General features: G+C 59.6%; 26 protein-coding genes. 1 reads left to right on the forward strand and 25 read right to left on the reverse strand.

The features are described from left to right. Positions 1-66: 66 nt before the first annotated feature. The 20 genes from ATI14_RS01120 to trmJ all read right to left on the reverse strand — a co-directional run bounded on the left by ATI14_RS01120 (position 67) and on the right by trmJ (position 18,082). Positions 67-1,215: a pyridoxal phosphate-dependent aminotransferase gene (locus tag ATI14_RS01120; RefSeq protein WP_016971984.1), complete on the reverse strand. Its 1,149-nt coding sequence runs from the start codon at positions 1,213-1,215 to the stop codon at positions 67-69. A 115-nt stretch (positions 1,216-1,330) separates the two neighbouring features. Continuing rightward, complete coding sequence (gene der, locus ATI14_RS01125; protein ID WP_016971985.1) at positions 1,331-2,800, reverse strand: ribosome biogenesis GTPase Der; 1,470 nt, start codon at positions 2,798-2,800, stop codon at positions 1,331-1,333. Between the two features lie 134 nt (positions 2,801-2,934). Continuing rightward, complete coding sequence (gene bamB / locus ATI14_RS01130; RefSeq protein WP_016971986.1) at positions 2,935-4,086, reverse strand: outer membrane protein assembly factor BamB; 1,152 nt, start codon at positions 4,084-4,086, stop codon at positions 2,935-2,937. Continuing rightward, positions 4,079-4,720, reverse strand: coding sequence for a YfgM family protein (locus ATI14_RS01135; RefSeq protein WP_016971987.1), 642 nt, complete (start codon positions 4,718-4,720; stop codon positions 4,079-4,081). The genes bamB and ATI14_RS01135 overlap by 8 nt, the downstream gene beginning before the upstream one ends. A gap of 41 nt (positions 4,721-4,761) precedes the next feature. Then, a complete protein-coding gene (hisS, locus tag ATI14_RS01140) occupies positions 4,762-6,051 on the reverse strand; it encodes a histidine--tRNA ligase (RefSeq protein ID WP_016971988.1) in 1,290 nt (429 codons plus the stop codon). 23 nt (positions 6,052-6,074) lie between these two features. Beyond that, positions 6,075-7,184 (reverse strand): flavodoxin-dependent (E)-4-hydroxy-3-methylbut-2-enyl-diphosphate synthase, encoded by a 1,110-nt coding sequence (ispG, locus tag ATI14_RS01145; RefSeq protein WP_016971989.1) that lies wholly within the window; start codon positions 7,182-7,184, stop codon positions 6,075-6,077. 2 nt (positions 7,185-7,186) lie between these two features. Next, entirely contained in the window at positions 7,187-8,164 is a 978-nt protein-coding gene (locus ATI14_RS01150; protein ID WP_016971990.1) for a RodZ domain-containing protein, read from the reverse strand. Next, complete coding sequence (gene pilW, locus ATI14_RS01155) at positions 8,164-8,922, reverse strand: type IV pilus biogenesis/stability protein PilW (protein ID WP_016971991.1); 759 nt, start codon at positions 8,920-8,922, stop codon at positions 8,164-8,166. Before pilW ends, ATI14_RS01150 begins: the two co-directional genes overlap by 1 nt. 12 nt (positions 8,923-8,934) lie before the next feature. Further along, entirely contained in the window at positions 8,935-10,083 is a 1,149-nt protein-coding gene (gene rlmN, locus ATI14_RS01160; protein ID WP_080520106.1) for a dual-specificity RNA methyltransferase RlmN, read from the reverse strand. A gap of 29 nt (positions 10,084-10,112) precedes the next feature. Beyond that, a complete protein-coding gene (ndk, locus tag ATI14_RS01165) occupies positions 10,113-10,538 on the reverse strand; it encodes a nucleoside-diphosphate kinase (protein WP_016971993.1) in 426 nt (141 codons plus the stop codon). Between the two features lie 92 nt (positions 10,539-10,630). Beyond that, on the reverse strand, positions 10,631-10,834 hold the full coding sequence (gene iscX, locus ATI14_RS01170; RefSeq protein WP_016971994.1) for a Fe-S cluster assembly protein IscX: 204 nt from the start codon (positions 10,832-10,834) through the stop codon (positions 10,631-10,633). A gap of 14 nt (positions 10,835-10,848) precedes the next feature. Next, positions 10,849-11,190, reverse strand: a complete 342-nt coding sequence (gene fdx / locus ATI14_RS01175) for an ISC system 2Fe-2S type ferredoxin (RefSeq protein ID WP_016971995.1) — start codon at positions 11,188-11,190, stop codon at positions 10,849-10,851. Positions 11,191-11,193: 3 nt separating this feature from the next. After that, positions 11,194-13,056 (reverse strand): Fe-S protein assembly chaperone HscA, encoded by a 1,863-nt coding sequence (hscA, locus tag ATI14_RS01180; RefSeq protein ID WP_016971996.1) that lies wholly within the window; start codon positions 13,054-13,056, stop codon positions 11,194-11,196. A gap of 53 nt (positions 13,057-13,109) precedes the next feature. Continuing rightward, positions 13,110-13,631, reverse strand: a complete 522-nt coding sequence (gene hscB, locus ATI14_RS01185; RefSeq protein WP_016971997.1) for a co-chaperone HscB — start codon at positions 13,629-13,631, stop codon at positions 13,110-13,112. An 8-nt stretch (positions 13,632-13,639) separates the two neighbouring features. Next, entirely contained in the window at positions 13,640-13,963 is a 324-nt protein-coding gene (iscA, locus tag ATI14_RS01190; protein ID WP_003175963.1) for an iron-sulfur cluster assembly protein IscA, read from the reverse strand. A gap of 29 nt (positions 13,964-13,992) precedes the next feature. Next, positions 13,993-14,379, reverse strand: coding sequence for a Fe-S cluster assembly scaffold IscU (gene iscU, locus ATI14_RS01195; protein ID WP_003175965.1), 387 nt, complete (start codon positions 14,377-14,379; stop codon positions 13,993-13,995). A gap of 99 nt (positions 14,380-14,478) precedes the next feature. Next, the gene (locus ATI14_RS01200) at positions 14,479-15,693 is read right to left on the reverse strand and encodes an IscS subfamily cysteine desulfurase (RefSeq protein WP_016971998.1); all 1,215 of its coding nucleotides are present in this window, start codon (positions 15,691-15,693) and stop codon (positions 14,479-14,481) included. Between the two features lie 50 nt (positions 15,694-15,743). Beyond that, positions 15,744-16,235: a Fe-S cluster assembly transcriptional regulator IscR gene (iscR, locus tag ATI14_RS01205; protein WP_003194020.1), complete on the reverse strand. Its 492-nt coding sequence runs from the start codon at positions 16,233-16,235 to the stop codon at positions 15,744-15,746. Positions 16,236-16,523: 288 nt separating this feature from the next. After that, the gene (gene cysE, locus ATI14_RS01210; protein WP_016972000.1) at positions 16,524-17,309 is read right to left on the reverse strand and encodes a serine O-acetyltransferase; all 786 of its coding nucleotides are present in this window, start codon (positions 17,307-17,309) and stop codon (positions 16,524-16,526) included. A gap of 2 nt (positions 17,310-17,311) precedes the next feature. Next, a complete protein-coding gene (trmJ, locus tag ATI14_RS01215; RefSeq protein WP_016972001.1) occupies positions 17,312-18,082 on the reverse strand; it encodes a tRNA (cytosine(32)/uridine(32)-2'-O)-methyltransferase TrmJ in 771 nt (256 codons plus the stop codon). Between the two features lie 145 nt (positions 18,083-18,227). Between trmJ and suhB the strand changes: the two genes are divergently transcribed. Further along, positions 18,228-19,043, forward strand: a complete 816-nt coding sequence (gene suhB / locus ATI14_RS01220; protein ID WP_003175971.1) for a type III secretion system regulator SuhB — start codon at positions 18,228-18,230, stop codon at positions 19,041-19,043. Positions 19,044-19,230: 187 nt separating this feature from the next. Here the strand turns inward: suhB and ATI14_RS01225 are convergent, their stop codons facing one another. The 5 genes from ATI14_RS01225 to tgt form a co-directional block, all read right to left on the reverse strand. After that, complete coding sequence (locus ATI14_RS01225; RefSeq protein ID WP_017253550.1) at positions 19,231-19,773, reverse strand: glycine zipper 2TM domain-containing protein; 543 nt, start codon at positions 19,771-19,773, stop codon at positions 19,231-19,233. Positions 19,774-19,896: 123 nt separating this feature from the next. After that, on the reverse strand, positions 19,897-20,811 hold the full coding sequence (gene secF / locus ATI14_RS01230) for a protein translocase subunit SecF (protein WP_016972003.1): 915 nt from the start codon (positions 20,809-20,811) through the stop codon (positions 19,897-19,899). Between the two features lie 9 nt (positions 20,812-20,820). Further along, a complete protein-coding gene (secD, locus tag ATI14_RS01235; protein ID WP_016972004.1) occupies positions 20,821-22,689 on the reverse strand; it encodes a protein translocase subunit SecD in 1,869 nt (622 codons plus the stop codon). Positions 22,690-22,751: 62 nt separating this feature from the next. Next, positions 22,752-23,090 (reverse strand): preprotein translocase subunit YajC, encoded by a 339-nt coding sequence (gene yajC / locus ATI14_RS01240; RefSeq protein ID WP_003175975.1) that lies wholly within the window; start codon positions 23,088-23,090, stop codon positions 22,752-22,754. A 43-nt stretch (positions 23,091-23,133) separates the two neighbouring features. Next, positions 23,134-24,249 (reverse strand): tRNA guanosine(34) transglycosylase Tgt, encoded by a 1,116-nt coding sequence (gene tgt / locus ATI14_RS01245; protein ID WP_003175976.1) that lies wholly within the window; start codon positions 24,247-24,249, stop codon positions 23,134-23,136. Between the last annotated feature and the right edge of the window lies 1 nt (position 24,250).

Below are 24,250 nucleotides of genomic sequence, written 5' to 3' on the forward strand. Positions count from 1 at the left end.
ATTCCCCTGTGGGAGCGGGCTTGCCCGCGATGGCGGCCCGTCAGGCAAACCAAAAACTGTCGACAGTCAGATCACGCATAGTTTCTCCGCTGCCTGTTGCAGCGTCTCCTCGCGTTTGGCAAAGCACAGGCGCACCAGGCGCTGGCCCTGAGGCGGGTGCTGATAGAACACCGAGACCGGAATCGTCGCCACGCCATGTTCGCGGGTCATCCACAACGACATGGCGACGTCATCCAGATCCGGACGGATCTTGGAATAATCCACCAGTTGGAAGTAAGTGCCGGCCACTCGAGTAAAGCTGAAGCGCGACGGCGCCAGCAAGTCGCAGAACAGGTCGCGCTTGGCCTGGTAGAACGCCGGCAGCGCTTCGACGTGTTCCGGGTGCTCGGCCATGAAATCGGCCAATGCGTATTGCAGAGGCGTCACACCGCAGAAGTTAACGTATTGATGCACCTTGCGCAGCTCGGCCGTGAGGGCCGGTGGCGCGACGACGTAGCCGGTTTTCCAGCCCGTGACGTGGTAGGTTTTGCCGAAGGAACTGACCACAAACGCGCGCTGATACAACTCTTCATGGGCGAGCACGCTGACATGGGACACGCCATCGAACACCAGATGTTCGTACACCTCATCGCTGACCAGATAAATATCACGGTCGCGAATCAGCTCAGCCAACCGGTCCAGCTCGGCGCGACTGATCAGGGCGCCGGTGGGGTTATGCGGGGAATTGAGGATGATCATGCGTGTACGCGGTGACAGCGCGGCTTCAAGGGTTTCAAAGTCCAGCGCGAAGCCGTTCAGGCTCAGTTGCACATGCACGCAGCGGCCACCGGCCAGCTCGACCGACGGCTCATAGCTGTCGTAGCTGGGGTCAAACACAATCACTTCATCGCCATTGCGAATCACCGCCTGAATGGCACAGAAAATCGCCTCGGTGGCACCAGGTGTGATCGTCACTTCGCTGTCGACATTGACAGTGGCGCCATAGCTGCGGGCGATCTTGGCGGCCACCTGCTCCCGCAACACCGGCAGGCCGGTCATCGGTGCGTATTGGTTATGGCCGAGGGCGATATGCTTGCCTACCGCATCGAGCAAGCCCTGGGGGCCATTGAAGTCGGGGAAGCCCTGGGACAGGTTGAGCGCGCCCGTTTCGGCGGCGAGTTGCGACATGGTGGTGAAAATGGTCGTGCCGACATTCGGCAGCTTGCTGGTGATCATCGGTGGCCCCTGCAGGTGAGCCCCACGTTTTAAGCTGCGCGCTTCACCGGGTCAAGGCACAAACCGTCGCCCACAAAAAAAGGGCTCATCAAGAGCCCTTTTTGCGAGGTCGAAATCAGCGTTTGTCGCGACGCTTTTTGTCAGCCTTCTTGTGGTGAGTCATCAAACGGCGCTTCTTGTTCACCTGACGGTCGGTCAGAGTGTTCTTGTTGCCTTCGTACGGGTTCTCGCCACCTTTGAACTCGATACGGATCGGCGTGCCGACCAGTTTCAAGACACGGCGGTAAGTGTTTTCCAGGTAACGTACGTAGGATTTGGGCACCTTCTCGATCTGGTTACCGTGAATCACGATAATCGGCGGGTTGGCACCACCCAAGTGGGCGTAACGCAGTTTGATCCGGCGGTTGTTGACCATCGGCGGCGCGTGCTCGCCCACGGCGTCTTCCAGAATCTGGGTCAGACGGTTGGTCGGCCAGCGGGTAACCGCAGACTTGAACGAGTTCTGTACGGAGGCATAGAGGTTACCCACGCCAGTGCCGTGCAAGGCCGAGATGAAGTGGATATCGGCGAATTCAACGAAGAACAGGCGGCGTTGCAGCTCGATCTTGACGAAATCGCGCTCGCTTGGCGTCATGCCGTCCCACTTGTTGATCGCGATCACCAGTGCCCGACCGGCTTCCAGGGCAAAGCCCAGCAAGTTGAGGTCGTGGTCCACCACGCCTTCGCGGGCGTCCATCACGAAGATCACCACGTTGGCGTCTTTGATCGCCTGCAGGGTTTTGACCACCGAGAACTTTTCAACTTCCTCGTGGATCTTGCCGCGCTTGCGCACACCGGCGGTGTCGATCAGCGTGTACTTTTCCTCGTTGCGTTCGAACGGGATGTAAATGCTGTCGCGGGTAGTGCCGGGCTGGTCGTAGACGATCACCCGTTCTTCACCGAGCATGCGGTTGACCAGCGTCGACTTGCCGACGTTCGGGCGACCGATGATGGCGATCTTGATACCGTCTTTTTCGCTTGGGCCAGGAATGCGCTTGGCTTCCTCACCTTCGGCGACGATTTCTTCTTCACCCTCTTCTTCCTCGGCGTCATCCTTCGGGAAGCTGCTCAGGGCAATTTCCAGCATCTGGCTGATACCACGACCGTGGGCACCGGCGATAGGGATCGCATCACCCAGGCCCATCGGGCTGAACTCGGCGCGGGCCAGCTCAGCGTCGATGTTGTCGATCTTGTTGGCGACTACGTAGGAGCGTTTGTTGCGCTTGCGCAGGTGCTCGCCAATCATCTGGTCGGCAGCGGTGTAGCCCGCACGGGCATCCACCAGGAACAGCACGACATCGGCTTCTTCAATGGCCAGCAGCGACTGCTCGGCCATCTTTTCGTCCATGCCATGCTCGTCACCGGAAATACCGCCGGTGTCGATAATGATGTAGGAGCGCCCTTGCCACTTAGCCTCACCGTATTGGCGATCACGGGTCAGACCGGACAAGTCGCCGACGATGGCGTCACGAGTCCTGGTCAGGCGGTTGAACAAGGTGGACTTGCCGACGTTAGGTCGGCCCACCAGGGCGATTACGGGAACCATGCGGCTCTCCACTTCGTTATTTCAGAAAATACAAAAGCCGCTGCAAGGCAGCGGCTGGTGCTCGGGGCAGCATAATCAAATGCCGCATGCCCCGCCGAAGCGGGGCCGCCTGGGTGTTACCCCAAGCATAGTTCTTACTTGATGGTCAGGGCTTCCAGCTTGCCGCTGTTGCCAAACACATAAAGCATGTTACCCACGACCAGCGGACGAGCACGCAGGCCATCGCTGTCGATACGCTCGCGACCGACAAAGCGACCGTCCACCTGGCTCAGCAGATGCAGGTAACCTTCAAAGTCACCAACCGCTACGTAGCTGGAGAACACTTCCGGGGCCGACAGTTGGCGACGGGCCAAGGAGTCGTTGCTCCACAGTGCAGTGGTGGAACGCTCGTCGACACTTTCAACTGTGCCGGAAGCAAGGCTTACGTAGACGCTGCCAAACCCTTGGGCGACACCGGCATAGCTGGAAGCATCACGCTGCCAGTTGATGCGGCCGCTTTGCAGGTCCAGCGCGGCAACGCGGCCCTGGTAGGTGGCGACATAAATGGTTTCGCCCGACAGCAGCAAGCCGCCATCGATGTCCACTACGCGGTCCAGTTCGGAGCGACCTTGCGGGATCGCCACACGGGTTTCCCAGGCCGGCACGCCGTTCTGGGTGTCCAGGGCGACCACTTTACCGGTCGACAGGCCCGCAACGGCCAGGTTATTGGTCACAATCGGACCACTGGTGCCGCGCAGCGTCAGTACCGCCGGGGTGCTGTCGTACAACCAGCGCTGGTTGCCCGTGGCGGCATCCAGGCCAATTACACGGTCATCCTGGGTTTGCACAACGACAACATCGCCGTTGGTGGCCGGTGCAGCCAACACTTCACTGGTCACGCGAGCGCGCCATTTCTCTTCACCGGTCGCCGAATCCAGAGCAACAACGTCGCCCTTGAGCGTACCGACCAGCACCATGCCGTAGCCGACGCCCACACCACCGGAAACCGGCAGTTCGAGATCTTTCTTCCACTTCACGTCGCCGTTCATGCGATCCATGGCGATAACAACGCCGGTGGAGTCAGTGGCCACGATGTTGTCGCCGTCGATTGCCGGCTGCAACAGGTTGTAGAGATCGCCCTGACCGTCACCGACGGAGCGGCTCCATTGCTTTTGCAGGACCACTTCTTCCTTGAAGCTGGTCAGCTCGGCCGGAGGCAGTTCTTTTTTACTGTTGCTGCTGCAACCCGCGGCCAGAACGGCCAGAGCCAGCAATGCTGCATGTTTCCAACGGATCACGTCACGCATCCCCTTTGGCCAAGTCGTCCAGCTTGATTTGTAAGCCACCGACTGCCGCTTCATCAGACAGCGCCGCCTTGGCTTTTTGGTACGCAGCATGGGCTTCGTCGGTACGACCCAATTGGACCAACAGGTCGCCCTTGAGCTCTTCACGAGTGGCCACAAATGCCTTGTCAGCATCGCCGTCGAGCAGTTTGAGTGCTTCGTCAGCCTTGTTCTGTGCCGCCAGCACCTGCGCCAGGCGCTGCCGTGCGATTTCACCCAGGGTCGGGTTGGCCGGCTTGTCAGCGATGGCTTTCAGCTCGGTGGCTGCGTCATCCAGCTTGCCGGTATCGACCGCGACTTTTGCGACGAACAGGCTGCCATACTGGGCGTAAGTGCTACCGCCAAATTCGTTTTTCAGCTTGCCGGCCAGGTCCGCCACTTGGGCAGGGTCAGGCTTGCCGTCGGGCGTCAGCGTGGTTTCCAGCAATTGCTGATAGAGAATCGAGGCACCCTGGGATTGGTTGGCCTGATATTTGTGCCAGGCTTGCCAGCCGAACACCACCACCAACGCCAGCAGACCGCCGGTCACCAGTGGCTTGCCGTTACGCTGCCACCAGTCCTTCAGCTCGGCCAGTTGCTCATCATCAGTACTCGACACCCCAATACTCCTTAATCGCTAAATTCGGCTGTTCGACAGCTTCAACCCTGCACGACGCAGGTGGCCAAGTGCGCGGCGAGCGCATCAAAGGCAATGTTCTGTTGCTCACCCTGGCCACGCAGGGGTTTGAAACCTATCACCTGCCGGGCCAGCTCGTCATCGCCGAGGATCAGCGCATACAGCGCGCCGCTCTTGTCGGCCTTCTTGAACTGGCTCTTGAAGCTGCCGGCGCCGGCATTGATCTGCAGCCGCAGGTTTGGCAGCTGATCGCGCACTTTTTCGCTCAAGGCCAGGGCAGCCAGCTCGGCGGCCTCGCCAAAGGCGCACAGGTACACATCCACCTGACGGGAGATTTCTTCCGGGACTTGTTCCAGGGTTTCCAGCAGCAAAATCAACCGCTCGATCCCCATGGCAAAACCCACACCCGTGGTTGGTTTGCCACCCATCTGCTCAACCAGGCCGTCGTAGCGACCACCGGCACACACGGTGCCCTGGGCACCCAGTTTGTCGGTGACCCACTCGAACACGGTCTTGCTGTAGTAATCGAGGCCACGCACCAGCTTGGTGTTGATCACGAACGGAATACCGGCGGCATCCAGGCGAGCCTTGAGGCCCTCAAAATGCGCGCGGGATTCGTCGTCCAGGTAGTCGGCCATTTTCGGCGCGTCGACCAGTACGGCTTGAGTGTCGGCGTTTTTGGTGTCCAGGACGCGCAACGGGTTGGTCTTCAGACGGCGCTGGCTGTCTTCGTCCAGCTTGTCCAGGTGACCCGTCAGGTACTCGACCAGCGCCACCTTGTAGCGACCACGAGATTCGCTGGTGCCCAGGCTGTTGAGTTCAAGCTTGACCGCGTCGCGGATGCCCAGCAGGCCCCACAGGCGCCAGGTCAGGACGATCAGCTCGGCGTCGATATCCGGGCCGTCGATGTTGAAGACTTCCAGGCCAATCTGGTGGAACTGGCGATAACGTCCCTTTTGTGGGCGCTCGTGACGGAACATCGGGCCGATGTACCACAGTTTCTGCGGCTGGCCCGCGCCGGTGAGGCCATGCTCAAGCACGGCACGCACACACGCGGCAGTGCCTTCCGGACGCAGGGTCAGGGAGTCGCCGTTGCGGTCTTCAAAGGTGTACATCTCTTTTTCGACGATGTCGGTCACTTCACCGATGGAGCGCTTGAACAGCTCGGTGAATTCGACGATCGGCATGCGGATTTGCTTGTAACCGTAGGTATCCAGCAGACGCGCGACCGTGTTCTCGAAGTAGCGCCACAGTGGCGTCTGCTCCGGCAGGATATCGTTCATGCCACGAATGGCTTGCAGAGACTTGCTCACATCTGATCCTTAAATTCGTTCAATCAGCCGCGCGCGATCAGCGCTGCGTCAGCCGCGACCTTTTCGGCCGCTTTCTCGCGGATCAGCTTTTCGAGCTCATCCACCAGATTGTCATTCGTCAACTTTTGCGACGGCTTGCCGTCGATGTAAATCAGGTTCGGCGTGCCACCAGTCAGGCCTACGTGCGCTTCTTTGGCTTCACCCGGGCCGTTGACCACGCAACCGATCACTGCAACATCCAGCGGCACCAGCAGGTCTTCAAGGCGCCCTTCCAGATCGTTCATGGTTTTCACCACGTCGAAGTTCTGCCGCGAACAGCTCGGGCAGGCGATGAAATTGATGCCGCGGGAACGCAAACGCAGGGACTTGAGAATGTCGTAACCGACTTTCACTTCCTCTACCGGGTCTGCCGCCAGGGAGATGCGGATGGTATCGCCTATCCCTTCGGCGAGCAGCATACCGAGACCCACCGCAGATTTCACTGTGCCTGAGCGCAAACCGCCCGCTTCTGTGATGCCCAGGTGCAGCGGCTGCACGATTTCCTTGGCCAGCAGGCGGTACGCTTCTACCGCCATGAACACGTCGGAAGCCTTTACGCTGACCTTGAAGTCCTGGAAATTCAGGCGTTCGAGGTGCTCAACATGGCGCAGTGCGGACTCGACCAAAGCTGCCGGGGTCGGCTCGCCGTATTTCTTTTGCAGGTCTTTTTCCAGGGAACCGGCGTTCACGCCGATGCGGATGGGAATGCCACGGTCACGGGCAGCGTCAACCACTGCGCGCACGCGGTCTTCGCGACCGATGTTGCCCGGGTTGATGCGCAGGCAATCCACACCCAGTTCGGCTACGCGCAACGCGATCTTGTAGTCGAAGTGAATGTCGGCAACCAGCGGCACCTTGACCAGTTGCTTGATGCGGCCGAACGCTTCGGCCGCGTCCATGTCCGGCACGGAAACCCGCACGATGTCGACACCGGCAGCTTCCAGACGGTTGATCTGGGCAACGGTGGCCGCCACATCATTGGTGTCGCTATTGGTCATGCTTTGTACGGCGATGGGGGCATCGCCACCCACCGGCACCGAGCCGACCCAGATCTTGCGCGATACGCGACGTTTGATTGGAGATTCGCCGTGCATGACTATTGTCCCAACTTCAGGCGAGCAGTCTCGCCACTGGTGAACGGCGCCACGTCCACAGGCTGGCCGTTGTAGGCCACTTGCGCGCCACGGGCAAAGCCCAGACGCAGCGTCAAAGGAGGCTTGCCGCCTTGATCCAGCGTATCTCCCTTACGCTTCAGACCGCTAAACAGCACTTTGCCATTGCCATCGGTGACTTGCGTCCAGCAGTCAGCGATGAAGGTAATCTGGATATGGCCGTCACCAGCGATCAACGCAGGTGTGGTGGGCGCGGAAACAACCGGCGCTGCCGGAGCGGCCGGCGCTGGGGTCTGCACAGGAGCAGCCGGCGCGTGAGCCACTGGCGCTGCCGGAGTCGCGGGGGCCGCCGGAGCCGGCACCGCAGCAGGTGCCGGGTTCGCTTCGGTCGCCGGCTGTTCGGCGGTTGCCGGGGCTTGCGGCGCAGCCTGGCCTTCAGCAACGGCCTGGTCTTCCGGCTCGTCCAGCGGATGAATCTGCGTGGTGCCGTCGGCGCTTTCGACTTCGACGTGCTCCATGGCGTTGCTGGTCAGGTCTTTGGCGCGCTGGGTGGTCTGGTCCTGCCACCACACGAAACCGCCGCCGATCACCGCAATCAACAGCAACAGGCTGACAATTCGCAAAATTGTGTGGGAAACCCGCACCGGCTCTTCGATACGCCCCAAACCGTGCACATTGCTGCCCTGAGAGTCGGTACCGGTGAACTGGTCGAATTCCTGGACCAATACGGCCTGGTCGATGCCCAGCAACTTGGCATAGGCGCGGATATAGCCGCGGGCGAAAGTATGCCCAGGCAGCTTGTCGAACGCGCCAGCTTCCAGATTAGCCAGGGACGTGGCGGTCAAATTGAGCTTGAGGGCCACTTCCGCCAGCGACCAACCATTGCTTTCGCGGGCCTGACGCAAGGTCTCGCCTGGGTTTACGCGATTAGCTGCTACAACTTCCGGGTGCGCCGCTTTCATCATTGCTCCGACAGGTATTGCTGATATTCCGGCGTACCGGGATAGAGTCGTTCGAGTTGCTGGCCAAAACGTGCGGCCGTGTCGCGTTCTTCATGAACCGTCGCCAGGCGCACACCGAGCAATAGACTACGTGCATTTTGCCCGCTGAGCAGGCTAAAACGCTCGTAATAGTCACGTGCCGGCACATAATGCCTGTCTTCGTAAGACATCTCAGCCATTTCGAGCAGCGCGCGTGGCTGGCGACCATTCAAATGCAGGGCTTTTTCCAGTTGCTGGCGCGCGCTTTCACGCTGGCCGAGGCGCATCGAGGTCACCCCAAGGTTTTCGAACACCCGCGACCGCTCCGGGTAGAGGGTATCGGTGGAGGCCTGCTGGAAATAACGGGAAGCCTGGTCATAACGTTTCTGTGAAAACAGGAAGCTACCGTAGTTGTTCAGCAGCCGCGAGTCAGCAGGACGTGAAGCCAGGGCTTTGAGAAAATACTGATCAGCCAGTTCAGGTTCGGCCTGAGCCTGGAACACCAAGGCGAGCGCCGCATTGGCATCGGCGTCGTCGCCATCCAGTTCAAGGGCCTTTTTCAACGGCACCTTGGCCTGTTCACTCATGCCCTGGCGCAGATAACCCAAACCCAGTTGCACATAGGCAACTCGCGCCTCGTCACGGCCTTTACCGGTCTGCAAAGGGCGGTCATCGCCCGATGAAACACAACCGGCCACCAGACCGGTAACAAGCAAAAGCAGCGCAAGGCGCAAGGGCATAGAGATCCTCTCTCAGATTCGATTCACAGCAATCAGCGGTAAATCGCCGGCGGCATTCACTTCGCGTCCGGCGATATAACGCTCGCTGCGGCGGGTGCGGTCCATCACCTGCCCTACCAATTGGCCACAGGCGGCGTCGATGTCCTCACCACGGGTGGTGCGGACGGTGACGTTGTAACCTGCCTGGTGCAGTTGATCCTGGAAACGGCGAATGGCGTTGTTGCTCGGCCGCTCGTAGCCAGAATGGGGAAACGGGTTAAACGGAATCAGGTTGATCTTGCACGGGGTGTCCTTGAGCAACTCGATCATCTCGATCGCGTGCTCGACCTTGTCATTGATGTCCTTGAGCAAGGTGTACTCGATGGTCAACACACGCTTTTCGCCCAAGGTCGCCATGTAGCGCTGGCAAGACTCGAGCAGCATCTTAAGCGGATACTTCTTGTTGATCGGCACCAATTGGTTACGCAATGCGTCATTGGGTGCGTGCAGCGACAACGCCAGGGAGACGTCGATGTGCTTGGCCAGCTCATCGATCATCGGCACCACGCCGGAGGTCGACAGGGTCACGCGGCGCTTGGAGATGCCGTAGCCCAGGTCGTCCATCATCAGGTGCATGGCGGAGATGACGTTGTCGAAGTTCAGCAGCGGCTCACCCATGCCCATCATCACCACGTTGGTGATGGCACGGTCGACGGTCGCCGGGACGCTGCCAAAGGATTTGTTGGCAATCCACACCTGGCCGATCACTTCGGCGGCCGTGAGGTTGCTATTGAAGCCTTGCTTGCCGGTGGAGCAGAAACTGCAATCCAGGGCACAGCCTGCCTGGGACGAAACGCACAAGGTGCCACGTTTGCCCTGGGGAATGTAAACGGTCTCGACGCAGCTGCCGGACGCCACGCGCACCACCCACTTACGGGTGCCGTCGCTGGAGATGTCCTCGCTGACCACTTCAGGACCACGAACTTCGGCAATGGCCTTGAGCTTGTCGCGCAGGGCCTTGCTGACGTTCGTCATGGCGTCGAAATCGTCGACGCCAAAGTGGTGAATCCACTTCATTACCTGACCGGCACGGAAACGCTTCTCCCCGATTGAGTCGAAGAATTTCTCCATTTCCGGCTGAGTCAGACCCAGCAGGTTGGTTTTAACAGTCGATGTAGTCATGGATTCACCCTCACTCTTTAAGCCGATGCTTAGCGAGCGGTTACTTCAGTAGCAGCGAAAAAGTAAGCGATTTCGCGAGCAGCAGCAGCTTCGGAGTCCGAGCCGTGAACAGCGTTGGCGTCGATGGACTCGGCGAAGTCAGCACGGATGGTGCCGGCAGCCGCTTCTTTAGGGTTGGTAGCGCCCATCAGCTCACGGTTCAGAGCGATAGCGTTTTCGCCTTCCAGAACCTGAACAACCACAGGACCGGAGATCATGAAGGAGACCAGGTCGCCGAAGAAGCCACGAGCGCTGTGCTCAGCGTAGAAGCCTTCAGCTTCAGCCTTGGACAGTTGCTTGAGTTTCGAAGCTACAACCTTCAGGCCGGCTTTTTCGAAACGAGTGGTGATCTCGCCGATGACGTTTTTTGCAACAGCGTCAGGCTTGATGATGGAGAAAGTACGTTGAACAGCCATGGTGTAACTCCAGAAACGGTAATTTACGAAAAATTAAACCCGCGAATTATACGCGGGTTATCGGGTATTGCCTAACTGCGTAAAAAGACAGGTCAGTCGTCTGCTTCTTCGATCCACAGACCCTGAATCGCCTCCAGGACTTTTTCGCCACCCCGGTTCGGGATGTCGTCGAACTCCGGCAGCGCCATTACGAGGTCGCGCAGCTTGACGAAGTTCACGGTAAGAGGATTGACCTCAGGATGAGCTTCAGCAAGTTGTATAGCGATTTCTTGTACATCAACCCATTTCAGGCTCATGACATTTCCTTGAATCAATGCGGCGCTTCGGCGGCATGGTTGAGGGAATATTTCGGAATTTCGACGGTGATGTCTTCCGTTCCGACCTTTGCCTGACAGCTTAGGCGAGAAGTCGCCTCCAGCCCCCACGCGCGGTCCAGGAAGTCCTCTTCCAGCTCGTCAGCTTCTTCCAGGGTGTTGAACCCCTCACGGATGATGCAGTGACAGGTGGTGCAGGCGCAGACACCGCCGCAGGCGCTTTCAATCTCGATGTGGTTGTCATGGGCAACTTCGAGGATGGACTTGCCGGTCTCAGCCTCCACGACCATACCGTCCGGGCAGTGCTCGGCGTGTGGCAGAAAAATGACCTGCGGCATTAATTATTCCTCGATTTCATTCAGGTTGCGTCCCGCCAGGGCGGCTTTTACCGTCTGGTCCATACGACGGGCGGCAAAAGCATCGGTCACTTGCGACAGGCGCTTGGTCTGTTGTTCGATGGCATAACCATCGTTGCCTTTCATCAGTTCGGCCAGCTCCTGCATCTGCAGGTCGATGACCATGCGCTCTTCGGCATCCAACAGCCGCTCGCCGTCAGCCTCAAGGGCGCCCTGCACCGCTTCGAGCAGGCGCTGGGCGTCGACTTGCTGCTCGCGCAATACACGGGCGACCTTGTCATCACCGGCGTACTGGAACGAATCCTTGAGCATCTTGGCGATTTCGCCGTCGGTCAGGCCATAGGACGGCTTGACCTGGATACTGGCTTCGACGCCCGAGCCCAGCTCGCGCGCGGCTACATTCAACAGGCCGTCAGCGTCGACTTGGAACGTCACGCGAATCTTCGCCGCACCCGCGACCATCGCCGGGATACCGCGCAACTCGAAACGCGCCAGGGAACGGCAGTCGCTGATCAGCTCGCGCTCGCCTTGCAGCACATGAATCATCATGGCCGTCTGGCCATCTTTGTAAGTGGTGAAGTCCTGAGCGCGGGCGACGGGGATGGTGGTGTTGCGCGGAATCACCTTCTCCATCAGGCCACCCATGGTTTCCAGCCCCAGGGACAACGGAATCACGTCAAGCAGCAGCAGTTCGCCACCCTCGCGCTTGTTGCCGGCCAGTGTGTCGGCCTGGATCGCAGCACCAATGGCAACCACCTGGTCCGGGTCGATTTCAGTCAGCGGCTGGCGACCAAAGGCCTCAGCAACTGCCTCGCGAACGCGCGGCACGCGCGTGGAACCACCGACCATGACCACGGCGCCGACGTCTTCCAACTCGATACCGGAATCACGCACGGCGCGACGGCAAGCCTTAAGGCTGCGCGCGACCATCGGCTCGATCAAGGCATCGAAGGCTTGGCGGGTCAGTTGAGCCGACCAGTCACCGTAGGACACTTCGACAGAAGCCGCATCGGTCAGCGCTTCCTTGGCGGCGCAGGCGGTTTGCAGCAGATTACGCTGTGCGCCCGGATCCAGATCGGCGGACAAGCCAGCACCACTGATAATCCAGCCCGCGATGGCGTGATCAAAGTCATCGCCGCCCAAGGCACTGTCGCCGCCAGTGGCCAGCACTTCGAAGACACCGCCGGTCAGGCGCAGGATCGAAATATCAAAGGTGCCGCCGCCCAGGTCGTAAATAGCGATAAGGCCTTCGGCATGCTGGTCCAGGCCATAAGCCACGGCAGCCGCAGTCGGCTCGTTGAGCAGACGCAGCACATTCAGGCCGGCGAGTTTTGCCGCGTCCTTGGTGGCCTGGCGTTGAGCGTCATCGAAATACGCCGGAACAGTAATAACCGCACCGACCAGCTCGCCACCCAAGGTCTTTTCGGCACGCTGGCGCAGCACCTTGAGGATATCGGCCGACACTTCCACGGGGCTTTTCGGGCCCTGGACGGTGTCGATGAACGGCATGTGGGATTCGCCACCGACAAAGCGGTACGGCAGCTGGTCGCCCAGTTGCTTGACGTCGGACAGACCACGCCCCATCAAACGCTTGACCGACAGCACGGTATTCAAAGGGTCGGTAGAGGCGGCCAGCTTGGCCGACTCCCCCACTTCCGTGCGATCAGCGTGGTAGCGCACGGCAGACGGCAGGATCACCTGGCCATCAGCGTCGGGCAAAGGCTCGGACAGGCCGCTGCGCAAGGCAGCAACCAGGGAATTGGTGGTGCCCAGGTCAATCCCGACCGCCAGGCGACGCTGGTGCGGTTGAGGGCTTTGGCCGGGTTCGGCGATTTGCAGTAGGGCCATGGTAATCAGGTCTTATCTGTCTATCAGGCGTGCATCACGGGCAGCACACGGGGTTAATCGTCGAGGCGCTCTTCTAGCTGGCGCACTTCGTAGGAGAGCTTGTCGAGGAACTGCATGCGCCGCATCAGGCGTTCGGCCTGCTCGCGTTGCGCCGCGTCATCCCAACAGGCCGCAAAGCTTTCGTTGAGCTCGTCCTGGGCCGTTTTCAGGCGACGCTTGAAGACCGCAACACCCGCCAGATCGGCTTCGTCCTGCAACTCTTCGAGTTCTTCACGCCATTGCATCTGCTGCATCAGGAAGTCCGGGTCGTGCACCGTGACTTCGATCGGCAACTCGCCACCGTTCAGCGCAAGCAGGTAGCGCGCGCGTTTGGGCGGGTTTTTCAGCGTCTGATAGGCTTCGTTGAGGCTGGCGGATTTCTCCAGCGCCACGCGTTGCTCACGCTCGGAAGCGTCGGCAAAGCGGTCCGGATGCACGCCACGCGCCAGTTCTCGATAGCGCGCAGCAAGCTGCTCAAGGTCCAGCCGAAAGCTCGGCTGCAGCTCGAATAAAGCGAAATGACAAGGAGTACCCACGAATAGCCTCAGATGTTGAAGCTTTCGCCGCAGCCACATTCACCGCGCACGTTGGGGTTGTTGAACTTGAAGCCTTCGTTCAACCCTTCCTTGACGAAATCGAGTTCGGTGCCGTCCAGGTAGGTCAGGCTTTTAGGGTCGATGATCACTTTCTCGCCGTGACTTTCGAACACCTGGTCTTCCGCGACCACCTCGTCGACAAACTCCAGCACGTAGGCAAGGCCGGAACAGCCCGTGGTGCGAACACCCAGACGAATCCCCTCACCTTTACCGCGCCCATTCAGGGAGCGGCGAATGTGCTGCGCAGCCGCTTCTGTCATGCTGATAGCCATCGTTGACTCCTTACTCGTCGCCAAATTGCTTAGATCAAGCCTTTCTTCTGCTTGTAGTCGCGAACGGCCGCCTTGATGGCGTCTTCGGCGAGTACGGAGCAGTGGATTTTCACTGGCGGCAGGGCCAGCTCTTCGGCCAGCTGGGTGTTGCTGATAGTCACAGCCTCATCCAGAGTTTTGCCTTTCATCCACTCGGTGGCGAGGGAGCTGGAGGCGATGGCCGAACCGCAGCCATAGGTCTTGAACTTGGCGTCTTCGATAACGCCAGCGTCGTTGACCTTGATCTGCAGGCGCATAACGTCGCCGCATGCCGGAGCGCCGACCATGCCGGTGCCGACATCAGGGTCTTCCGCGTTCATCTTGCCGACGTTGCGCGGGTTTTCGTAGTGGTCGATGACCTTTTCGCTGTAAGCCATGGTACTGAATCCTCACTCATCAGGGCCGCTCTGGAACCCTGTAAAAACGCCTGCGTTTTCCGCCACGTTCCTACAGAGCTGGGGTGGCGGCTTCTATAGTTAGTGTGCCGCCCACTCGATCTTGGAAATGTCGACGCCGTCTTTGTACATGTCCCACAGCGGCGACAGAACGCGCAGCTTGTTGACGGCTTCGCAGACTTTCTGCGCGGCGTAGTCGACTTGTTCTTCGGTGGTGAAGCGGCCGAACGTAAAGCGGATCGAGCTGTGTGCCAGTTCGTCGTTGCGGCCCAGGGCGCGCAGCACGTACGAAGGCTCAAGGGACGCCGAGGTGCAGGCCGAACCGGACGAAACCGCCAGGTCCTTGAGCGCCATGATCAGCGACTCGCCTTCGACGTAGTTGAAGCTCAAATTCAGGTTGTGCGGTACACGGGCGGTCATGCTGCCGTTGATGTACAGCTCTTCAAGGCCTTCGACCTGCTTGTAGAAGCGGTCGCTGAGGGCTTTGATACGAATGTTTTCGGCAGCCATGTCTTCCTTGGCTACACGGAAGGCTTCGCCCATGCCGACGATCTGGTGGGTCGCCAGGGTGCCCGAACGCATGCCGCGCTCGTGACCGCCGCCGTGCATGGTGGCTTCGATACGCACACGCGGCTTGCGGCTCACGTACAGCGCGCCGATGCCTTTAGGGCCGTAGGTCTTGTGGGCGGAGAACGACATCAGGTCGACTTTCAGCTTCGACAGGTCGATATCCACCTTGCCGGTGGACTGAGCCGCGTCGACGTGCAGCAGAATGCCCTTGGAGCGTGTCAGTTCGCCGATGGCTGCGATGTCGTTGATGGTGCCGATTTCGTTGTTTACGTGGATCACGGAAACCAGGATGGTGTCTTCACGCAGGGCCGCTTCGATCATGGCCGGGGTGACGATACCGTCAGTGGTGGGTTCAAGGTAGGTGACCTCGAAACCTTCACGCTCCAGTTGGCGCATGGTGTCGAGGACAGCCTTGTGCTCAATCTTGGTGGTGATCAGGTGCTTGCCTTTGGTCGCATAGAAATGCGCCGCGCCCTTGATTGCCAGGTTGTCGGACTCGGTGGCACCGGAGGTCCAGACGATTTCGCGCGGGTCAGCGCCAACCAGGTCAGCCACCTGGCGACGAGCGTTCTCGACCGCTTCCTCGGCTTTCCAGCCGAACACATGGGAACGGGAGGCCGGGTTGCCGAAGTTTCCGTCAACCAGCAGGCATTCGCTCATCTTTTGCGCGACACGCGGATCAACCGGGGTGGTCGCAGAGTAATCAAGGTAAATCGGCAATTTCATGGACTTTCTCCTAAATCAGGCTGGCTGGCGTGCCGTTAGCTCTTCGGCTGTCACTCGACGGCGGACGCTTCAATCTTGTCCAGACGCGGCGCCTTGGTGTTGCAACGGCGCTGGTCCTGACGCTGGGCTACTTCTTGCACCTCACGGCGGGTTACAAGATCAGCCAAGCTGATACCACTCAAAAACTCATGGATCTGCAGGCTCAAGTCGCACCACAAGTGGTGCGTCAGGCAGGTGTCGCCGGCATGGCAATCACCCAAACCCTGGCATTTGGTGGCATCGACGGATTCATTCACCGCATCGATCACCTGGGCTACCTGAATGCCCTGCATGTCGCGGGACAATTGATAGCCGCCACCCGGCCCACGCACGCTGGAAACCAGATTGCTGCGGCGCAATTTGGCGAACAGTTGCTCGAGGTAGGACAGGGAAATGCCTTGGCGCTCGGAGATATCGGCCAGGGACACCGGCCCAGTTTGCGCGTGCAAGGCCAGGTCAAGCATGGCGGTCACCGCGTATCGGCCTTTTGTAGTCAGTCTCATGGACAAGTACCAAGGTGTTTCAGAATGGGAGCAAGTATGCGATTCCCGAGTATTTAAGTCAACTATAAGACCTAGTACTTTAGTCAGGATTACCCGTAAAAAGGGCGCGCGAATCATAGCAGGATGGGGTGGGGACGAACAGCAGGAACAGGGCCGGAGTCAGGATTGTGAGACCAATGGAGAGTAAATTTGGGAGCTGGCTTGCCTGCGATAGCATTCTGCCAGGCAGCCTATGGGTTGCCGACCCACCGCTATCGCAGGCAAGCCAGCTCCCACAGAAGACCGTATTCAGCCAGCCTTGGTAGTGGCGGCCTCATCCTTGATCTCGGCGAAGTCCTCTTCACGCAGCTCAGGCAGATCTTTCGCACAGTAAGGGCTGCCCAAGTCTTTCAGCGCGCCGCACATACCGTCCAGCTTGCCATCGACTGCCTGCAGGTGATCCAACAACTGGCCAATGGCTCGCGCCACCGGATCAGGCATGTCTTCACTGACCCCGTAAGCATCAAAACCGATCTTCTCGGCCATGGCCTTGCGCTTGGCTTCTTGCTCGTCGCCAGCCTCAGGCTTGACGATGATGCGCCCCGGAATGCCGACGACAGTCGCACCAGGCGGCACGGCTTTGGTCACAACCGCATTGGAACCGACCTTGGCGCCCGCACCGACCGTGAACGGGCCCAATACCTTGGCGCCCGCCCCTACCACGACGCCATCGCCGAGCGTCGGATGGCGCTTGCCCTTGTTCCAGCTGGTGCCGCCCAGGGTCACACCCTGGTAGAGGGTCACGTCGTCGCCAATTTCGGCGGTCTCGCCAATCACGATGCCCATGCCGTGATCGATAAAGAAGCGACGACCCACCTTTGCGCCGGGATGAATCTCGATCCCGGTCAACCAACGACCGAAGTTCGACACCAGCCGCGCCAGCCACTTCCAGCCCATGCCCCACAGGGCGCCGGACAGACGGTGAATCCAGATCGCGTGCATGCCCGGGTAGCAGGTCAGCACTTCAAAGGCGTTGCGCGCCGCCGGGTCACGGTGGAAAACACTCTGGATATCTTCTCGCAAACGCTCGAACATTTTTAATCCTTCCGCTTAAGCAGCTCACCACGGGCCGCTTTCTGGGTTTCCGTGAGGATGCCACGCAATATATTCATTTCTGCCCGGCTGACCGAGCTGCGCCCGTAAAGGCGACGCAGGCGTGCCATCAAGTGGCGTGGTTTTTCAGGATCGAGGAATTCGATGGCCACCAGGGTTTGCTCCAGGTGCTCATAGAACCGCTCCAGCTCGTCCATGGTGGCCAACTCGCCACTTTTGGTCGAAGCAACCTCTTCCTTCTCTACCTTGCTTGGCTGGCCGGCAGCGGCCAGCCAGGCCATGCGCACTTCATAACTCAACACCTGCACCGCCGCCCCGAGGTTCAGCGAACTGAAATCAGGGTCTGATGGAATGTGCACGTGGTAATGACATCGCTGCAGCTCTTCATTGGTCAGGCCGGAGTCTTCACGGCCAAAGACCAAGGCGATTTCAGCACCGCCGGCCGCCTCTTCCACCACTTTGGTCCCGCACTCACGCGGATCCAGCAATGGCCAGGGGATGCGACGATCACGGGCGCTGGTACCCAGCACCAGATTGCAGCCGACCAAGGCGTCTTCCAAAGTGGCGACGACCTGAGCTTTTTCAAGCAGGTCATTGGCGCCGGAGGCACGGGCATCCGCTTCGTGATGCGGGAACACGCGCGGGTCAACCAGCACCAGGCGCGTCAACCCCATGTTTTTCATGGCTCGCGCCACCCCGCCGATATTGCCGGGATGACTGGTATTGACCAAGACGACACGAATGTTTTGCAGCAAGGGAGGCGCTCTCGGACACGGGAAAGGGGAGCAAATCTTACAGAACAGCCTAAGGTTATGCCATGAAAGCTAACGTCGTCCTTCACCTGAAGAAAGTTTCTGCTAGAATGCCCGGCTTTCTTTAACAACCTTAGGTGACACATCCATGCAGCCCATGCTGAATATCGCGCTGCGCGCCGCCCGCAGCGCCAGTGAATTGATCTTCCGCTCCATCGAGCGCCTGGATACCATCAAGGTCGACGAAAAAGACGCCAAGGATTACGTATCCGAGGTGGATCGCGCCGCCGAACAGAAAATCATCGACGCCCTGCGCAAGGCCTATCCTACCCACGGCATCCTCGGTGAAGAAACCGGTTTGCACAAAGGCAGCGGCGAAGGCGAAGACTACCTGTGGATCATCGACCCACTGGACGGCACCACCAACTTCCTGCGCGGTATCCCGCATTTTGCCGTGAGCATTGCCTGCAAATACCGTGGCCGCCTGGAGCACGCTGTTGTTCTGGACCCGGTTCGCCAGGAAGAATTCACCGCCAGCCGTGGCCGTGGCGCCCAGTTGAACGGTCGTCGCCTGCGCGTCAGCGGCCGCACCAGCCTCGACGGCGCCCTGCTGGGTACCGGCTTCCCGTTCCGTGACGACCAGATGGACAACCTGGAAAACTACCTGGGCATGTTCCGCGCCCTGGTTGGCCAGACCGCCGGCATCCGTCGCGCGGGCGCTGCGAGCCTGGACCTGGCCTATGTGGCCGCTGGCCGTTTCGATGCGTTCTGGGAGTCAGGCCTGTCCGAGTGGGACATGGCTGCAGGCGCCCTGCTGATCCAGGAAGCTGGCGGCCTGGTGAGCGACTTCACCGGCGGTCACGATTTCCTGGAAAAAGGCCATGTGGTGGCCGGCAACACCAAATGCTTCAAGGCAGTATTGACGGCTATCCAGCCACACCTGCCGGCTTCGCTGAAGCGTTAAGCGAGCGAGCACAAAAAAGCACCCCGAGGGGTGCTTTTTTATGCCTGGAGTTTGATATCCCAACAGCAAACACAATCCAATGTGGGAGCTGGCTTGCCTGCGATGAGGGCTTGCCTGCCAGCTGAAGAAGTGCAGACCCACCGCTATCGCAGGCAAGCCAGCTCCCACCCTTGAATTGATGCCAGCTTTACTGCTGGTTCTGACCCAGAATCAAACGACCTTCTTTATCCACTGGAATCTGGCCACCCGGATCACGATCCATACGCACCGAGCCTTCCTTGCCATCGAGGTTGTAGCGCACGTCATAACCGACAACCTTGTCACTGATGTCGTTGACGGTGCTGCAACGCTGTTGCGTCGTGGTGTAGGTATCGCGGTTCTGCATGCCTTCCTGAACCTTGTTACCCGCATAACCACCACCGACCGCGCCAGCCACGGTAGCTAGCTTTTTGCCGTTACCGCCACCGACCTGGTTGCCCAACAGGCCACCCGCCAGCGCACCGACCACGGTACCGACGATTTGATGCTGATCCTGCACCGGCTTCTGCCGGGTCACGGTGACGTCTCTGCAGACCTCACGCGGGGTTTTGATCTGGGTTTTCACCGGCTGCACCGCCAGCACTTGCGCATACTCAGGGCCGCTTTTTACCAGGCTGTAGGTGGCAACAGCACCCCCGGCAGTCACACCGACAGCACCCAATACCGCACCAACCAGTAACGACTTGTTCACGTGAACCTCCTGACCATCACAAACGGACCGAAACGTCCGCGCTATACCCAGCCTTGGAGCAAAAAAAAAGGCGCGAGTTCAATACTCGCGCCTTCTTTGTAACAGCAGATCAACAAACACCCATCAAGGGCGGTCGTCGACCTCCTTGCCGGTAGCGGCAGGAGGAATCAGGTCTTCGCTGTTGAGGTTCAGCCAGATCAGTACCACGTTGGCGATGTAGATCGACGAATAGGTACCCGCCAACACGCCGATGAACAGCGCCAGGGAGAAGCCCCACAGGTTGTCGCCACCGAAGATCATCAGCGCGGCAATCGCCAGCAAGGTGGAGATCGACGTCGCCATGGTCCGCAGCAGCGTCTGGGTGGTGGAGATATTGATGTTCTCGATCAGCGAAGCCTTGCGCAATACACGGAAGTTCTCGCGAACCCGGTCGAATACCACGATTGTGTCGTTGAGGGAGTAACCAATGATCGCCAATACGGCCGCCAGCACAGTGAGGTCGAAGGTCACCTGGAAGTACGCCAGGATACCCACGGTCACGATGACGTCGTGGATCAGCGACACGATGGCGCCGACACCGAACTTCCACTGAAAGCGGAAAGCCAGGTAGATCATGATGCCAACCAGCGCCATCAGCATGCCGAGGCCGCCCTGGTCGCGCAGCTCTTCACCCACTTGCGGGCCCACGAACTCGACGCGCTTGACCGACGCCGGGTTATCGCCGCCGACCTTCTGCAAGGCGTCCGCGACCTGGTGACCCAGTTGCGGATCTTCGCCCGGCATACGCACCAGCAGGTCGGTGGTCGCACCGAAGCTCTGCACGATGGCTTCGTGATAGCCGGCCTTGACCAGCTCGCTGCGTACCAGGGTAACGTCGGCCGGCTTCTCGTAGGTCAGCTCGATGAGCGTACCGCCGGTGAAGTCCAGACCGTAGTTCAGACCCTTATGGAACCAGCTGAACAGCGCCAGAACGGTAAGGAGCACAGTGACGCCGAACGCAACGTTGCGAACGCCCATGAAGTTGATTGTACGTAACATGGCAGCCCCTTAAATCCACAACTTCTTGAAGTCACGCCCGCCAAAGATCAGGTTGACCATTGCGCGGGTCACCATGATGGCCGTGAACATCGAGGTAAAGATACCGAGGGACATGGTTACCGCAAAGCCTTTGACCGGGCCGGTGCCCATGGCAAAGAGAATCCCGCCGACCAGCAACGTAGTCAGGTTGGAGTCGAGAATCGCGGTAAATGCCCGGCCGAAGCCTTCGTTGATTGCACGCTGTACGGTCATGCCCGCGGCAATCTCTTCACGAATCCGCGAGAAGATCAGCACGTTGGCGTCTACCGCCATACCCATGGTGAGTACGATACCGGCGATACCCGGCAAGGTCAGCGTAGCGCCCAGCAGCGACATCAGGGCCAGCAGCATCACCATGTTGCCCGCCAGGGCCACGGTGGCAATGATGCCGAAGAAGCGGTAGATGGCGATGATGAACAGGGAAACGAACAGCATGCCCCACAAGGCTGCATCGATACCCTTGGTGATGTTGTCGGCACCCAGGCTCGGGCCGATGGTACGTTCTTCAGCGAAGTACATCGGGGCAGCCAGGCCACCGGCACGCAGCAGCAGCGCCAGCTCGGACGACTCGCCCTGACCGTTCAAGCCGGTGATGCGGAATTGAGCACCCAGCGGCGACTGAATGGTCGCCAGGCTGATGATCTTCTTCTCTTCCTTGAAGGTCTGCACCGGTACGTCTTTCTCGACGCCATCCACCACTTGCTTGGTGTAAGTGGTGACAGGGCGCTGCTCAATGAAGATCACCGCCATGCTGCGACCGACGTTGCTGCGCGTGGCGCGGCTCATCAACTCGCCGCCATGGCCATCCAGACGGATGTTCACTTCAGGGGTACCGTGCTCGCCGAAACCGGCCTTGGCGTCGGTTACCTGGTCACCGGTGATGATCAAGCCACGCTCAATCAGCGCCGGAGGACGGTTGCCTTCGCGGAACTCGAATTCCTCGGCAGTGGCACGGGTAGCACCCGGCTCGGCCGCCAGACGGAATTCCAGGTTGGCGGTTTTACCCAGGATACGCTTGGCTTCAGCGGTGTCCTGTACGCCCGGCAGTTCAACCACGATGCGGTTGGCACCCTGACGCTGAACGATCGGCTCGGCCACACCCAGCTCGTTGACGCGGTTACGCACCGTGGTCAAGTTCTGCTTGATGGAGTACTCGCGGATTTCCGCAATCTTCGCCGGGCTCATCGCCAGACGCAGTACGGCCTGGCCATTCAGGTCAGCCGGTACGATGTCGAAATCATTGAAATTCTTGCGGATCAGGGCGCGGGCCTGTTCGCGGGACGCTTCGTCAGAGAAGCCCAGCTGGATGGCACCGTTGAGCTGCGGCAGGCTGCGATAGCGCAGTTTCTCTTTGCGCAGCAGGCTCTTCACGTCGCCTTCGTAGACTTTCAGGCGGGCATCGAGGGCCTTGTCCATGTCGACTTCCAGCAGGAAGTGCACACCACCGGACAAGTCCAGACCCAGCTTCATCGGGTGCGCGCCAATGCTGCGCAGCCATTTTGGCGTGGTCTGTGCCAGGTTGAGCGCGACCACGTAGTCGTCACCCATGGCCTTGCGCACGACGTCTTTGGCCGGCAATTGGTCTTCTGCCTTGGTCAGGCGCAACAAGCCGCCCTTCGCATCAGCCGCCAATGTTGCCGCTTTAACCTGGATGCCCGCGTCAGTGAGCGCTTTGCTCGCGCGGTCCAGGTCAGCCTGATTGACTTGCAGCGAAGTGCTGGCGCCAGTGATCTGGATCGCCGGGTCATCAGGATAAAGATTGGGAGCGGAATAAATAAAACCGATCGCCAGCACCGCCAGGATCAGTACGTATTTCCACAGAGGGTATTTGTTCAGCATCACGCCGCCCGCTTATAACGCGGGGCGCCTTGCGCGCCCCGTCGATTGGTAAAGGTTGTTACTTAGATCGCTTTGAGCGTGCCTTTTGGCAGCGTGGCGGCGATGGCGCCCTTCTGGAACTTCATTTCTACGGTGTCGGAGACTTCCAGAACCACGAAAGCATCGGAAACCTTGGTGATCTTGCCGGCGATGCCGCCAGTGGTCACAACTTCGTCGCCTTTTTGCAGGCTGCCCAGCAGGTTTTTCTGCTCTTTGGCGCGCTTGGCCTGTGGACGCCAGATCATCAGGTAGAAGATGACCAGGAAGCCGACCAGGAAAATCCACTCAAAACCACCGCCCATTGGGCCGGCAGCGGCAGGCGCAGCGGCGTCAGCCATGGCATTAGAGATAAAAAAGCTCATTTAGCACTCCAGTTGCAAATAGTGAATCTTAGGGTCGCAAATCTCAGTCCAAGGGCGGCACAGGGAGCCCGCGCTTGGCATAGAAGGCATCGACGAAGGCGGCCAATGTACCCTGTTGAATAGCCTCGCGCAAACCAGCCATCAGGACTTGGTAATGGCGCAAATTGTGGATGGTATTCAACATGCTACCCAGCATTTCCCCGCACTTGTCCAGATGGTGCAGATAAGCACGGGAGAAGTTCTGGCAGGTGTAGCAGTCACAGGTGGGATCCAGCGGCGAATCATCATGGCGATGGAACGCGTTACGGATCTTCAGCACGCCTGTATCGATGAACAGATGCCCATTGCGGGCATTACGGGTTGGCATCACGCAATCGAACATGTCCACACCGCGGCGCACACCCTCTACGAGATCTTCCGGTTTGCCAACGCCCATAAGGTAACGAGGTTTGTCAGCCGGCATCAGGCCCGGCAGGTAATCCAGCACCTTGATCATCTCGTGTTTGGGCTCGCCCACCGACAAACCGCCGATGGCCAGGCCGTCAAAGCCGATCTTGTCCAAGCCTTCCAGCGAGCGTTTGCGCAGGCTTTCGTGCATGCCGCCCTGGACGATACCGAACAGCGCCGCCGTGTTGTCGCCGTGGGCATTCTTCGAGCGCTGGGCCCAACGCAGCGACAGCTCCATGGAGATCCGCGCCACGTCTTCGTCCGCCGGGTACGGGGTGCACTCGTCGAAAATCATCACGATGTCGGAGCCCAGGTCGCGCTGAACCTGCATCGACTCTTCCGGCCCCATGAACACTTTGGAACCGTCCACCGGCGAGGCGAAGGTCACGCCCTCTTCCTTGATCTTGCGCATGGCGCCCAGGCTGAACACCTGGAAACCACCCGAGTCGGTCAGGATCGGTCCCTGCCACTTCATGAAGTCATGCAGGTCACCGTGCTTCTTGATCACTTCCGTGCCCGGGCGCAGCCAGAGGTGGAAGGTATTGCCGAGGATGATTTCGGCGCCGGTGGCGACGATGTCGCGCGGCAGCATGCCTTTTACGGTGCCGTAAGTGCCCACCGGCATGAAGGCCGGGGTCTCCACTGTGCCGCGCGGGAACGTGAGGCGACCACGACGAGCCTTGCCATCCGTGGCCAACAATTCAAACGACATA

It is taken from the genome of Pseudomonas tolaasii NCPPB 2192 (assembly GCF_002813445.1).
In the GTDB taxonomy this organism is placed as follows: domain Bacteria; phylum Pseudomonadota; class Gammaproteobacteria; order Pseudomonadales; family Pseudomonadaceae; genus Aquipseudomonas; species Aquipseudomonas tolaasii.